The following is a 15,050-nucleotide window of genomic DNA, read 5'->3' as shown; positions in this document are numbered from 1 at the left end:
ACTGAAATAGTATAAAATAGGCATATTTAAAAGGAGTTCGAATCTTTTTAAGTATGCCTTTCTAAATAGGTTTGTGATTGGATAAAGTATTCAGATCATGTTTAATTCTGAAAAATTTCTTTATTCGCCATTACATTATTTAAGAATTTAACAAGGTCAGAGGGAGACTCTCTTAAATCATTTTCTAACCATACTTGAATAATGGATAATATTCCGCCTAAAGAATATTTAATTAAATAGTCCATATAAACGTCATCTAGATCTAAGTTTCCTACAAGTGTATCAATTTCTAATTTATGGGCAATATAGAGAATACGATCTAGGACCTTACTTCCTCTTTGCTTGCAAAATAATATCTTACATAGTTGCTTATTCTGGGCAATCAAGTCAAACACATTAATTAATAAAGTATTTAGATGTGTTTCTAGAGGGGTTTCTAGAGCATATTTCAGTATTTGATCAAATAGCTCGTCCTCCATGGATTCTAAAAGATCATAAGCATCTTTGTAATGGGTATAGAAAGTACCTCTATTAATATCCGCTTTATTACAGATGTCAGTGACTGTAATTTGATGAATTTCTTTTTCTTGAAGTAGGTCTATGATACTTTCTTTAATTACCTTTTTTGTATAGAGTGTTCTACGATTTCCTTTTGTTCCTGCCATTTTGTCACCTCGCTATAATTTTATATTGAACGAAACTCTTTCTAATGTAGACAAGCATATCAATGTGGAGTTTCTTTGAATAATTTTATCATTTTCGACATGAAATGAACACTTCTTGATAAAGTGTTCATTTCATATCAATAAGGAAATATGTGATTATTGTTACTAAGTCAATTATTATTTATATTAGTTATTGTACTATTAATTAGACAAAGTGTCTAGTTGATAGCATCGAGTACAAACTAATTAAGAATCACTTAAGTGGAGGTTCGTGTGAAAAATTAGATTTTTGACACACAAATATGTGTCTGCGGCCCAAAGTGTGCAGGCTTTAAGAAAGGCATGGTTATTCATATGGCGTTTATAGAAATTATTGATGAATATAAGAGATATAAAATGGGCGATACAGTTATTGCTGCCAATGACGGTATTAATTTCTCAGTTGAAAAGGGAGAACTTGTTATTATATTAGGCCCTAGTGGTGCAGGAAAATCAACTGTCCTCAATATACTAGGAGGAATGGATACTTGTGATGAAGGCAAGATTATCGTTGATGATGTAGAAATCTCTAAGTTCAATAACAAGCAACTTACCAATTATAGAAGAAACGATGTAGGATTTGTATTTCAATTCTATAATTTAGTTCAGAATTTGACGGCAAAAGAGAATGTAGAGCTTGCTACCCAGATTTCAAGGAATGCGTTAGATGTTGATGAGGTTCTTGCGCTTGTTGGGCTTAGTCATAGAAAAGATAATTTCCCATCACAACTATCAGGAGGAGAACAACAAAGGGTATCCATAGCCAGAGCCATTGCTAAAAACCCTAAGTTGTTACTTTGCGATGAGCCAACAGGAGCACTTGATTATAATACAGGAAAACAGATTTTAAAAACCTTACAAGATGCATGCAAAAACACAGGTACGACTGTACTTATTATCACTCATAACTCAGCACTTGCGCCAATTGCAAACAGGGTAATCCGGATTAATGATGCGAAAGTTAGAAGCATTGAAGTGAACGAAAATCCGATTCCAGTTGAAGAAATTGAATGGTAGGAGTGATAAGACATGCAAAAGAAGGCATATAGCAAATCAATTGTAAGAGAGATTTTATCATCAAAGGCGAGATTTATATCGATCTTAGCCATCATATTTTTAGGAGTAGCTTTTTATTCGGGAATTAAGGCGACTGGTCCAGATATGGAAACTTCAATCGATACATTCTATCGTGAGAATAATCTTATGGATAGTAAAGTTGTATCGGCATTGGGGCTTAACGAAAATGATTTAAAGGTGCTTGAGGAAGATGAGAATATCTTAGATTATTATCAAACACATAGTATAGATGTCAATGTAACCAATAGAAATAGTGTGGTTAAATTCATGGAGTATAATCCCCAAAGCAACAGTTACTTGAATACATTCGTCGTTGTTGAAGGAAGACTTCCTGAGAATGAGGGAGAAATCGCCTTAGACGATAAGGTGAGACAGAATGAAGAATTACAAATTGGTGATGAGTACACGGTAGAATCGGATGAATATACCATGAATTCTTTTAATCGTGACACATATAAAATAGTTGGTTTTGTGAAAAGCCCACTGTATATTGATATAGAATCCAGAGGCAATACAACAGTTGGAAAAGGTAGTATAGATTATTTTGCAGTAGTTAATAGTGTGGATATATCTATGGAGGTATACACAGAGGCATATGTACGATTTAAAGATGTAGAGAATCTTGCTCCATATAGCGATGATTATAAAGATACGATGGAGAAAAACAATAAATATCTTGAAGAATTATTTGCTAACAAAGCAACAGGTCAATACTATATCTTCGACCGAAGTGATAATGCGGGGTATTCCACCTACGGAAGCTCTATTCAAAGTCTTGACCGAATAGCTAATGTACTTCCCATCTTCTTCTTTCTAGTTGCCGTTTTAATATGTTTAACCACAATGACTAGAATGGTTGAAGAAAAACGAACAGAGATCGGTACATTAAAAGCATTAGGATATACGGACTTAGAGATTGCAAGGAAGTTTGTCATATATGCAGCACTAGCAAGCATAGTAGGTGCTGCAATTGGTATAATAGTGGGAAGCACAATTATACCTTATATCATCAATGATGCATATAGGGGAATGTTTGATATACCTGAGATTCAAGTACAGTTATACCCATTAGAAATTATACAGTCTTTTGTTATATCTATACTTTGTACGGTTGGAGCAGCAGTATTTGTATTGAAGGCTGAGCTAAAAGAAAATCCTTCTACGCTTATGAGAGTTAAGGCTCCAAAGGTAGGTAAGAAGATTTTACTTGAGAGAATAACGCCGTTATGGAAAAGACTGAATTTTAATTACAAAGTAACATTCCGAAATCTGTTTCGGTATAAACAACGTATGATTATGACTATATTAGGAATTGCTGGTTGTATGGCATTGCTAGTAACTGGTTTTTCTTTGAATAAATCAAATGAAGTGACGGTGGAGAAGCAATTTGATAAGTTATTAAGATATGATGCTATGGTTATATTCAATGATAACGTTGATAAAGAAACGGAGGATGCTTATACGAGGCTGTTAAGTGAATTAGAGGAGTATGAATCAAGCCTTGACATTCATCAAGAAGCGATAACATTTAGCAAAGAGGGAATGAATAAGCAAAGTGCTATGATGTACGTTCCTAAAGAAGTAGATGCATTATCAAACTTCGTATTATTAAATAATAGAGAAACAGGTGATGAATACGGATTATCGGATACTGGTATAGTCATCAGTGAACAATTAGCAAAACTCTTAGACGCATCGGTGGGTGATGTGGTTACATTAAAAGATGCAGATGAAAACTTGCATGAAGTTAAGGTCGAGCATATAGCGGAAAATTACTTTGAACATTATATATATTTGTCCCCTACGTATTATGAGCAGATTTTTAAGAAAGATATCACCTTCAATGCGCAGTTATTGAATCTAAAATCATATGAAAAAGAAGAGATACAAAAGGCACTAATGAATGCGGATAAGGTCATGAATGTAACACTTATGTCAGAGATGAAAGATACTAGTGGTGATTCAAGTTTGAAGGTAGTTATGATCTTCATTATAGCATCTTCGGGTTGTTTGGCGTTTGTAGTTTTATACAATTTAATTAATATTAATGTATCTGAGCGTATAAGGGAATTGTCTACAATAAAAGTATTGGGATTTTTCGATAATGAAGTTACTATGTATATCTTTCGAGAGAATATAATACTAACTTTATTGGGGATACTTACAGGTTCCTTTATGGGAAAGATTCTTTATAACTTTATAGTGAATACAGCAGAGACAGATACTATGTTTATGTTAAGAGATGTATATATGAGTAGCTATATAATATCTGGTTGTATTACCTTATTGTTTGCCTTCTTCGTAATGATTATGATGCATATAAAACTGAAGAATGTAGATATGATTGATGCACTTAAATCAGTGGATTAATTGCCAAAGTACGTGATGCAGATCTAGTTTAATATACCGTTTAGGCATACTTTTTAAAGAAGTTTTTGATTCTTTTGAAAGTATGCCTAAATTTATGGAAATGTCTATTAAATGTCTATTATGTATTTATTGTTTTTGATCTGATTGCATAGTTGCATCGTCCTATATAAGAGGGCTCTTAGAAGTTGAATCGACGTTTGATTGAGAGTCTTCTTCGTATGTTTTGAAGAATATATTTCGCTCAATAACATATACGTCATGTAAATCATCACTACGAACCGCTAGATAATCACCAGGTTTTCCAAGCATGTATTTACTTTCATCCCATGAGGTGAATACTTTGCACGTTCGTTGTAATTCTTTAGCATAGATATGAGTTGTACCGAGTGCAACGCAGGTATGTATGTGTTTGTTTATTATATAGGTATGTCCGTTAATTGTGTTCTTAATTGTAGGGAGATAATCCGTATGTATATTCGGTGCCCCATCTATAAACATATAACTACTTTCGAATTTGTCTTTATGGATGAGAGATACTTCTCCTTGAATGTCTATCATAATATAAAGAGAATCAGACACGGTTGTTTCTAAATCACCCTCTAATGTACGAACCAGAATAGGTGTGTTCTCTTCTAATAATTCAGAAGTAATTACTACGCCGATTGGTATATTCTTCTTAAGATACAACTTTAGCGAAGTTAGATCGGCAGTATAATCCTTAGCGTAGATAAGATCATAACTGTTGTAGTATTCTTCCATCTTGTGATACAGATAGGAATTCATATCACCGTCAGGTTGTAGGTGCAAGAAGTCTTTCACGAATATGAATCCACCGGACTTGTTAATATGACCGCCGCCGGAACCGATTCCTTCAGTTAGATACCAGGCTAGTTCATTCGCCCGTATCTCTTTCACACAGCTACGTATGGATAACTTGTAATCTGTTCCTAAGCGGTTGTAGACAACACAAGTATCTATGGTATCAACTTGTAAGGCAAAGTCGCTAATGACGCCTAGTATATTGGGATCGCAGGGATTAGTCATAATAACAGAAAAACGGTACGTATCAGAGTATTGAAAATCCGTTAGAGCATATCCTGCAAGTTGTAATTCATTCAGTGATATATTGGAATGAATAAGTCGGAAGATGGTAGATTGATTATACTCTAAACTATCTCTCATATCCTTATCTGCCGGATGATAGATCTCAGAAAGCTGACTGGTATCCATATAGAGTCCATAATATAATGCGGTAGCAATATCGGGATGAGAGTTAACTGGAAAACCTTCCTCTTGTAGCATCTGCCACACGATTGTTGAACAACTACCATAATTACTTTTTATGGTGGAAAGCTTGAAGGAATCGTCTATAGTTTGATGATGATCGATAACTGCAACATGGGAAGCACCAGTAAGAAGAGTCGTGTTTCCTGCACCGCATTGACAATCAACGGTTATAAGTAAGTCCACTTCACCTATTTCGCTCACATAAGAAATTGGTATCTTTAATTCTTTCATCATCAGAACAAGGTTGGATTTTGTTATCTGGTTTTTACCTGAGTACACAAATCTACAAGGAATATCTTTTTCCTTAAAATAAGAATATAAGGCAAATCCACTAGCCAAAGAATCGGCATCTGGATTGTCATGACATTGAATAATGATATCTTTATATGTAGTCAATTCGGATAATCTCATAAAATAACCATACCCTTTCTGTAGTCTGCAAACTTCGGTCTGCAAACACAAAGTTGCGTGTGTAAGATTCATCTTTCACATTAACTAACTTGAAATATATGGGAATATTATATCATAGAAAGTATATGAATGTAAATTAATGAAATATTTATATCTATAATGCAGTATAACTGGTGAAATGTATAAATATAGATTATAATTACTAAGATAGTATCAAAAAGGGGGGAAGAAGCAAGAGTATGAAGAATAATAGGGCACAGTTATATAAGATATTACGACCAATATTTACAGTTTTATTCAAAGCATACTATAATCCTAAAATTATTAATCAAGAAGCCATACCGAAATATGGAGCAGCAGTTATAGCTGGAAACCATAAACATGCGCTTGATCCTCTATTAGTTGATGTATGCACGAAAAGAGTTATGCATACTTTAGCGAAGAAAGAATTACATAATGGAAAGTTTGGTTGGTTTTATCGAGCAATTGGAACGATACCTGTTGATTTACATGCAAATAGAAACAAAGAAGCATTAAACTTAGCCATTCAGCATCTTAATGAGGGCTGCTTGATTAATGTATCGCCAGAAGCAAAGAGAAATTATACACAGGAGATAGTATTACCATTTAAGTTTGGGGCAGTTGCCATGGCCCAAAGAACTAAGAGTAAGATCATACCATATTCCATAACAGGTGATTATAGATTCCGAAGTAAGAATTTGAAAATAACCTTTGGAGAACCACTGGATGTTACACAGATTTCAATAGAAGAAGCAAATGTAGTATTATTTACCACCGTAAAAGAATTAATTATTCATGCTAAGAAAGGAATCTAGATAATGAATAAAGAGATAAAGACTCCGTGGTATAAGTTTTATGACGGTGTAAAGAAACATCTTGAATATCCCGATACGTCATTATATCAAATGATTAAGGATTCTTGTGATAAACATCCGAAGCATATAAGCTACAACTATTTCGGTAATAAAAAAACATATGAGCAATTTATAAAACAGATCGATCAGTGTGCGAAGGCATTTAAGAGTTTGGGAATTAAGTATAAGGACATAGTAAGTATATGTATGCCGAATACACCAGAAGCAATGATTAGCTTTTATGCATTAAACAAAATTGGTGCTATAGCGAATATGATTCATCCACTATCTGCTGAGAATGAAATCAAATACTACTTAAATCTAACGCAAAGTGAATATGTCATCTGTATTGATCTTTCATTTAATAAGATAAATCACATAGCAAACAAAACAGCATTAAAAAAATGTATTGTCGTATCTGTAGGCGATTCAATGCCGCTTCCTATGAAGCTGGGATACCATTTAACAAAGGGAAGAAAGATTAAGTTAGAAGATAGTGATTTAACATTGAAATGGAATGATTTCTTTCATTTATATATAAATTGTACAGAGGAAATTAAAGATACATATAAAAGTAACGAAATTGCTGCAATCTTATATAGCGGTGGAACTTCTGGATACCCAAAAGGAATTGCATTATCAAATCTTAATTTTAATGCACTTGTTATGCAAGGGCTAGAGGCTTGCCAGTGTCTTGAAGAACAAGATACAGTCTTGGCAATAATGCCAATCTTTCATGGATTTGGTTTAGGAATTTGTATTCATACCGTGCAATATTTTGGTGGAACAAGTATAATATTACCTCAATTTAGTGCGAAGACGTTTGACCGCTTATTGAGGAGATATAAGCCTAATATTATTGCAGGAGTGCCGACCTTATATGAAGCACTGCTTAAAAATAATCGGTTAGAGGGAGTGGATCTATCCTTTTTAAAATGTGCAATATCAGGTGGAGATTCTTTGTCCGTTAGTTTAAAGGAGAAAGTAGAAGAATTTCTTGGGGATCATAATTGTCACATTAAACTTAGAGAAGGATATGGGCTAACGGAATGTGTTACAGGAAGTTGCATGATGCCTATGTCTTATTATAGGGAAGGAAGTGTAGGGATTCCTTATCCCGATACATATTACAAAATCGTTAGACCTGATACAGAGGAAGAATTACCATATGGGGAAGAAGGGGAGATCGTTATAAGTGGACCAACTGTAATGGTTGGATATGTGAATGATGAAGATGAAACGAAGAAAATTCTTAGAAAACATAAAGACGAAAGTATATGGCTGCATACGGGAGATTTGGGATACATGGATGAAGACGGTTTTATCTATTTCAAACAACGACTAAAAAGAATGATTGTATCCTCCGGTTATTCCATTTACCCTCAATATATTGAAAACATCATTGATTCTCATCCAGATGTGTTGCTATCATGCGTCATTGGTATTGCTCATCCATATAAAACGCAAGTGGCAAAAGCGTTTATTGTGCTACGAAACGGAGTAGAAGAAACAAAAGAACTACTAGAATCCATTAAGGGGTATTGTGAGGAAAACTTGGCTAAATATTCTTGGCCCTTTGAATATGAGATTCGAAAAGAGCTACCGAAGACATTGGTTGGTAAAATAGCTTATACAAAATTAGAAGAGGAGGAGAACAATGGTAAAGAATAATTTATCAATTTTGCTTATCCATCCTGAGATATCGAGAACAAAATATAATTTCGTTGGAGTTATTGAAAATGAATGCCTAGAGTTAGAATACATAGCAACAATGCTTGGGGAAGAAGGACATCAAGTATATATGTATGATGGACAGATTGAAAGATCAGGAGTACCACAAGCGCTAAAGAAATATAAACCAGATCTCGTATATGTATGTGGGAGAACGAGACAAGAAAATTTTATGCTTGAATATTGTAGAGATGCAAAAGCGTTTAATGAAGATATCATTACTGTAATTGGAGGACTACATGCACAGTTATGTTATGAAAGAATGTATAAGGAGTATGTAGATTATATTCTCACAACATTTGATATATTCAAACTTATAGATATTATTAAGCACTCTATATTAAGTCAGGATATCGATTTATCCAGTTTAGAAGGCATCTGTTATAAGAAGGAAGGTCGGTGGTTTCATAATAAAGCGCTTCCATTTGAGATAAAAGAACTTCCTCTACCAGATCGAACGTATTTTTATGAGCATCCTAGTAATTATAGATATTTGGCATTAGAACATGCTGCTTGGGTTCGTACGGCATATTGTTGTCCTTATCGTTGTAGATTTTGTCATAGAAACAAGATGAATGCGGGAAAGTATGTAACAAGAGATATTGAAGAGGTAGTGAAGGAGATAGAATCCATTCAATCTGAAAACATCTATATTGTTGATGATGATTTTCTTATTGATAAGGAACGATTAAGTAAGTTTGTTCAGTTAATAAAAGAGAAAAAGATTAAGAAGAACTATATTTGTTATGGCAGAGCTGATTTTATAGCGAATAATAGCTCCATTATGGCAGACTTAAAGGAGATAGGATTATATTACGTATTAGTTGGCTTGGAGGCAATCTATGAACAAACACTAGTTGAATATAACAAACATTCTAATCTACAAAACAATGTGGAAACCATCGCCATATGCAACCAATTAGGTATTAATATTATGGGAATGTTTATTGTTAATTTTAATTTTACTCCGAAAGATTTTAATAATCTCTATAGATGGATTAAGAAGAATCAATTAAAGCATGTTGCAATATCAATATTCACACCAGAATTTACAACAGAGGTATATGATGAGTTCAAAGATCGTATGATTACGGATAATCCATCACACTGGGATTATCTACATCTGGTAGCTACACCGGTAAACATAAGCGTGAAACGTTATTATTTTTGTTATTATAAATTATTAATAAAATTGTTTATAAGAGCAAAGAGACAAGGAGTATACGATTTTATTGATTATGGATACTATATTAAATCATTTATTAAGAATGTAATCAAATCAAAAAGGAGTAATGATGACTTATAAAAAGGATGAAACAGAAATTAAGAAGATAATACCTAGTAAATTAGAAACAGGTTTTCAACAGTTTCTATATAAAACAATAGGAAATCATATTCCTAAGAGCATGACACCAAATCAAATTACATTAATAGGAGCATTCGGTGGTTTGGTCGGAGTGATTTGTGGATTCCTTGCTAAGATTTCACCATACTTTCTGATTGGGACAATATTTGGTATCCTATGCCACTTAATCTGTGATGATTTAGACGGATATGTAGCAAGAACAAGAAATATGACATCGGAAGCAGGAGGTTTTTTTGATTTACTCACAGATATATTGCACATTACATATTTAATAATCGCATTGGCTTTTTCAGGGTATGTTAGTTTCGGGGTAGCGATTTTTTTAGTACCAGTGTATGCACTGATTATATTTACTTCCATGAATTACATGCTGTATCTGAGAGAATTCTTATTTCCTAGATTAGGACCAATAGAAACCCACCTGTTCTTTGGCGTTATGTGTATTGGAAGTATGTTCTTTAAAGCAGAACCTTTGTTTTCTATTCATAAATGGGGTGTAACGTTTGGAGATGTTTTTCTAATAGTTGGCGGAATACCTATGTATTATGAGATGATTCGATTACAGATTCAATTATTTAGAAGGTTAAGTGTGAAAGACAAAGGGGAAATGTAACATGGAAAAACAGGAATATGTGTATATCGTACTAATTAAAGCACTTACGGGTCTGGGAAAGGTTGGTAGGAAAATTACCAAATATGAATATACCCATATCGCTTTGTCTATGGATGGTAAACTAGATGATTTTATTACGTTTTCAAGAAAGAAGCATTATTCCCCTTTTGAATCGGGGTTTATGCATGAAACTCGTGATTGTTATATCTTTGGTAGTAATGAAAAGGTCAAGATCAAAGTGTTCAAACTACCTGTACAGAAGGAAAACTTAAGTAAAATCAATACCTATATAAGAACAATAGAAAAAGATACTGAATATATCTTTAATCTATATTCTATGATTACTATGCCTATCATTCATGGATTTCGAATATATAAAGCTCATAATTGTATGTCTTTTATAGGAAGAATAATTGAGTTATCACAAGTTGTTCCCATGGATAAAAGGTATTATAGATATACTATTAAAGATATGGACGAGTTATTAGGTAATTATTTATATTATGAAGATTATATTAGTAAGAGCAAGGATGAAAACGAGAATTATATGAACAGAATAGGTGTTTTAGAAAATATGAAGCTATTTTGTATACTAAATGGAAAGTTATTATACAGAATGGTTATAAAAGGGTGGAAGCAACATGAAGTGTAATTTACCGGAACTAAGAAGAGGAAAATTAAAAAGCTTATTAAATGAAAACAAATATATTCGAGTGATGGAAGCGTCAAATGGACTCTCTGGTTTGATTGTAGAAAGGGCGAATAGGAATGGAAAAGAATACGATGCCATGTGGGTCAGTTCCTTATGTGATTCTGTATTAAAGGGTAAACCAGACAATGAGGTTGTAGATTTTTCAAGTAGAGTTAAAACAATTGAAGAGATATTAGAAGTTACATCAAAACCAATCATTGTGGATGGGGATACGGGTGGTCAGGTAGAGCATTTCGTTCATCACGTCAGAACCTTAGAGAGAATGGGTGTATCAGCTATAATTATAGAAGATAAGAAAGGGCTAAAGCAGAATTCTCTATTCGGTAATGGTACAGAACAAATATTAGAAGATAAACTAACTTTTGCGAATAAAATAACAAGAGGGAAAGAAGCTTTACAAACAGAAGAATTTTTAATATTTGCTCGAATAGAAAGTTTTATCGCAGATAAAAGTGTGGAAGAGGCACTGGACCGAGCAGAAACGTATGTGGATGCTGGAGCTGACGGAATAATGATTCACAGCTATAAAAGTGATGGTGAAGAAATTACTTCGTTTCTTACAAGATTTAAGAAAGACTATCCTGATGTAATTGTGATCGTTATACCAACTACATATTCAAAGTTTACGGAAACGCAGTTAAGTGACTTGGGGGCTAATGTAATTATTTACGCAAATCATTTACTAAGAAGTGCATATCCAGCTATGTTAAGAACAGCAGAGAAAATATTGGAAGATGAATGTTGCGAGGAAGCAAGTAATGAATATTGCTTATCAATGGAAGAAATATTGCAAGTAATTCGGGGGTAATATATATGATTAATCCAAAGGAATTTTATGATTGTTTAATAGAGCATCAATTTAATTTCTTTACCGGAGTACCAGATTCCTTATTAAAAGAATTCTGTACTTGTGTCAAAGAGAATACGTCAACAAATCGAAACATCATAGCCGCCAACGAAGGAAATGCCATTGCGTTAGCCAGTGGATATCATATTGCAACGGGTAAGTTTGGTGTGGTATATATGCAAAACTCAGGAATAGGGAATGCTATTAACCCTTTGCTTTCTTTATCAGATGAAGAGGTATATCGAATTCCAATGTTATTGATTATAGGTTATAGAGGGGAACCGGGTGTACAGGATGAACCCCAACATGTAAAACAAGGGAAAGTAACGTTGCCATTATTAGAAGCGCTGGGAATCGTGTATTGTATAGTAGAGGATAATTACAAAGAAAGCATCGCATATGGCTATGAGTATATGAAACGAGTCCATAAGCCTATAGCGCTTGTAATTAGAAAGGATACCTTTAGTGCGTATAGATCCGATACAAAAAAAGTAAGTGACTTGGAATTAAGTAGAGAAGCCGTGTTAGAAAACATAATAACGAATATTACGGATGATGATTTTATCATATCTACTACAGGTAAGACATCTAGAGAAGTATTCGAGGTACGAGAGAAACATAATATGGGTCATAGCAACGATTTTCTTACAGTGGGTTCTATGGGACATGCTTCCTCCTTAGCACTTGGTATTAGCTTGTTTAGTGATAAGAATGTGATATGTATCGATGGAGATGGTGCATTTATCATGCATATGGGTGGACTTGGTGTAGCTGTACAAAATGCCAATGCAAATTTTAAGTACATACTGATTAATAATGGTTGCCATGAATCGGTTGGTGGGCAAGAGACAATCGGATTTGAGATAGATGTGAAACAAATACTAATTGGCTTAGGTTTTAACAAAGTTTTGGATATTAGAAGTAGGAATGACTTAGTAACGAATATAAAGTGCTTAACAAGTAAGGAGAAATTGGCCATGGTTATCTACACCAATGATAGGTCTAGAAATGATCTTGGAAGACCAACCACAACACCAATTGAAAATAAAGAGTGTTTTACACTAAAATTAAGAGGAGTTTAATCACTAATGAAAGCTATTATTTTTAATTCTGGTTTAGGTAGCCGTATGGGAGAGTTAACAAGGGAGAAACCCAAATGCATGCTTACGCTATATAATGGAGAAACGATTTTTGAAAGACAAATTAGAATATTGAGTGAGTGTGGGATACGAGAATTCATAATTACCACAGGCCCTTTTGAGGAACAGTTAATTCAAATGAGTAAAAAGTATAATACCTTAACCTTTGATTTTGTACCAAATAAAGAGTATCTCAGTACGAATTATATTGTATCAATGAACAACATAAAACAAGTAACCGAGGATGTGTTATTACTTCATGGGGATTTGGTGTTTAATAAGAAATTAATTCATAAGATTCTTACAAACGAGAATCCTTCCATTTGTTTATATAACGAAGAAAAAGAATTACCAGAAAAGGATTTCAAATGTAGGATTGAACAGGGCAAATTAAAGGAAGTTTCGGTAGATTTATTTGATACAGAATGTTTTGCATTTCAGCCTTTATATAAGTTAGATAGGCAGCAGATGAATGCTTGGCAGAGCGAGGTTTCTAATTTGGTTAATAAAGAAATTAAGGATGTGTATGCTGAGAATGCACTCAATACCATTAGTGAGCAGTTGAATATAGTAGCTATGTCCTATAAAGAGGATTATATTGATGAAATAGATAATGAAGCAGATTACAACAGAGTATCAGAAGAAATTAAAAATTATGATTATAGAGAACAAGAAATTATAGAATCAAATAATTATATGAATTCATTAGAGAAGGTATTGAAAACGTCGGAACGTTGTAATATCTTGGTGGTTGTGGGAAAAAGTTTGAGAGATAAGGTAGAGAAAGATTTAGGTTCCATATCAAAACAGTTTGTGTTTTTTTCAGAGTTTAGTTCAAATCCTAAATATGAAGAGGTGCTTAATGGAGTGAAATTACGAAAAGAACATAATTGTGATGTATTAATATCTATTGGTGGAGGTAGTACAATGGATGTTGCAAAATGTATTAAACTTTTTTCGCCTTTAGTAAGTCTATCCGATTTTATCAAAAAGGAATTCCGATATAATACTATAAAACATATAGCAATTCCTACATCAGCTGGAACAGGGAGTGAATCTACACAAATTGCAGTAATATATAAAGCTGGAACAAAATGTTCTGTGGAACATGGCTCTATCTTACCGGATATGGCGATACTTGACCCTAATTTACTAAAAACATTACCTACATATCACAAAAAATCGACTGTCTTAGATTCACTATGCCAAGGGATAGAGTCTTATTGGTCAAAGAAAGCAACAGAAGAAAGTAGATATTATTCAAAACAATGCATAGAACTTATATTGAAGTCTTATATAGCGTATTCCAATGATGAGGAAGTAGTACTTGAAGATATGCTTAGGGCTTCTAACTATAGCGGGAAAGCAATTAATATAGCGCGTACAACAGCTGCTCATGCAATGAGCTATCAGTTAACTAGTAATTACGGAATAAGTCATGGGCATGCTGTAGCTCTATGTATTATACCAATATGGGAGCGAATGAATCAAAAATCAAAAGACAACAAGGAATTAGAACAAGTACTAAAAAGTCTTGCTACTGTATTTAATACAATGGATATCGAAGAAAGTATAGAGGTAGTAAAAGGAATCATAATGGAATTTGCCTTACCTAAGGTTCGTATCAATGAAAATGAGATTGTAGAATTGGTTGAAGAGATTAATATGGATAGGCTGAAGAATAATCCGGTTAGTTTTTCGGAGGAAGAGTTGAAGGAGCTGTACTGTGTAATGTGAATATGATACGATTTCCAGTAAAATTTGATTCAGTAATAAAGAACTAGCATTCACTTTGGACGGTGAGGATGCTAGTTCTTTTTATTGCTATGATTATCTATTAGAAATTGCATTGCATTGATTGTAATTGGTAATACTACTAGGAATAACTCATATATCAATAACGGTTTAAATTAATTGT

The 15,050-nt window shown here is 33.5% G+C and carries 12 protein-coding genes; 10 read left to right on the top strand and 2 right to left on the bottom strand.

Going from position 1 to position 15,050, the window contains the following annotated elements; genetic code table 11:
- Nucleotides 1–101: 101 nt before the first annotated feature.
- The gene (locus BUB90_RS13280; protein WP_073288531.1) at nucleotides 102–665 is read right to left on the bottom strand and encodes a TetR/AcrR family transcriptional regulator; all 564 of its coding nucleotides are present in this window, start codon (nucleotides 663–665) and stop codon (nucleotides 102–104) included.
- 354 nt (nucleotides 666–1,019) lie between these two features.
- On the opposite strand from BUB90_RS13280, the gene BUB90_RS13275 reads away from it, so the two are divergent.
- Together BUB90_RS13275 and BUB90_RS13270 are read left to right on the top strand one after the other, a co-directional pair.
- A complete protein-coding gene (locus BUB90_RS13275) occupies nucleotides 1,020–1,721 on the top strand; it encodes an ABC transporter ATP-binding protein (protein WP_073288651.1) in 702 nt (233 codons plus the stop codon).
- 12 nt (nucleotides 1,722–1,733) lie between these two features.
- Nucleotides 1,734–4,151, top strand: coding sequence for an ABC transporter permease (locus BUB90_RS13270; RefSeq protein WP_073288529.1), 2,418 nt, complete (start codon nucleotides 1,734–1,736; stop codon nucleotides 4,149–4,151).
- Nucleotides 4,152–4,313: 162 nt separating this feature from the next.
- Here the strand turns inward: BUB90_RS13270 and BUB90_RS13265 are convergent, their stop codons facing one another.
- Nucleotides 4,314–5,849, bottom strand: a complete 1,536-nt coding sequence (locus BUB90_RS13265; RefSeq protein WP_073288527.1) for a DHH family phosphoesterase — start codon at nucleotides 5,847–5,849, stop codon at nucleotides 4,314–4,316.
- 239 nt (nucleotides 5,850–6,088) lie between these two features.
- On the opposite strand from BUB90_RS13265, the gene BUB90_RS13260 reads away from it, so the two are divergent.
- From BUB90_RS13260 to BUB90_RS23105, 8 genes are read left to right on the top strand one after another with little or no spacing between them, the layout of a single operon-like run.
- On the top strand, nucleotides 6,089–6,685 hold the full coding sequence (locus BUB90_RS13260; RefSeq protein WP_073288525.1) for a lysophospholipid acyltransferase family protein: 597 nt from the start codon (nucleotides 6,089–6,091) through the stop codon (nucleotides 6,683–6,685).
- A 3-nt stretch (nucleotides 6,686–6,688) separates the two neighbouring features.
- The gene (locus BUB90_RS13255) at nucleotides 6,689–8,395 is read left to right on the top strand and encodes an AMP-binding protein (RefSeq protein WP_073288523.1); all 1,707 of its coding nucleotides are present in this window, start codon (nucleotides 6,689–6,691) and stop codon (nucleotides 8,393–8,395) included.
- The gene (locus BUB90_RS13250; RefSeq protein WP_073288520.1) at nucleotides 8,382–9,761 is read left to right on the top strand and encodes a B12-binding domain-containing radical SAM protein; all 1,380 of its coding nucleotides are present in this window, start codon (nucleotides 8,382–8,384) and stop codon (nucleotides 9,759–9,761) included. The genes BUB90_RS13255 and BUB90_RS13250 overlap by 14 nt, the downstream gene beginning before the upstream one ends.
- Entirely contained in the window at nucleotides 9,751–10,434 is a 684-nt protein-coding gene (locus BUB90_RS13245) for a CDP-alcohol phosphatidyltransferase family protein (protein WP_073288518.1), read from the top strand. Before BUB90_RS13250 ends, BUB90_RS13245 begins: the two co-directional genes overlap by 11 nt.
- Before the next feature lies 1 nt (nucleotide 10,435).
- Nucleotides 10,436–11,086, top strand: coding sequence for a hypothetical protein (locus tag BUB90_RS13240; RefSeq protein WP_073288516.1), 651 nt, complete (start codon nucleotides 10,436–10,438; stop codon nucleotides 11,084–11,086).
- The gene (gene aepX, locus BUB90_RS13235) at nucleotides 11,076–11,954 is read left to right on the top strand and encodes a phosphoenolpyruvate mutase (RefSeq protein WP_073288514.1); all 879 of its coding nucleotides are present in this window, start codon (nucleotides 11,076–11,078) and stop codon (nucleotides 11,952–11,954) included. The genes BUB90_RS13240 and aepX overlap by 11 nt, the downstream gene beginning before the upstream one ends.
- A gap of 5 nt (nucleotides 11,955–11,959) precedes the next feature.
- Complete coding sequence (aepY, locus tag BUB90_RS13230) at nucleotides 11,960–13,075, top strand: phosphonopyruvate decarboxylase (protein WP_073288649.1); 1,116 nt, start codon at nucleotides 11,960–11,962, stop codon at nucleotides 13,073–13,075.
- 6 nt (nucleotides 13,076–13,081) lie between these two features.
- Entirely contained in the window at nucleotides 13,082–14,869 is a 1,788-nt protein-coding gene (locus BUB90_RS23105) for an iron-containing alcohol dehydrogenase (protein WP_084139254.1), read from the top strand.
- The last annotated feature ends 181 nt before the right edge of the window (nucleotides 14,870–15,050 follow it).

It is taken from the genome of Anaerosporobacter mobilis DSM 15930, from assembly GCF_900142955.1.
GTDB classification, from domain to species: domain Bacteria; phylum Bacillota; class Clostridia; order Lachnospirales; family Lachnospiraceae; genus Anaerosporobacter; species Anaerosporobacter mobilis.
Note: the sequence above shows the minus strand (reverse complement) of the source record. Positions and strands in the feature narration are given on the sequence as shown.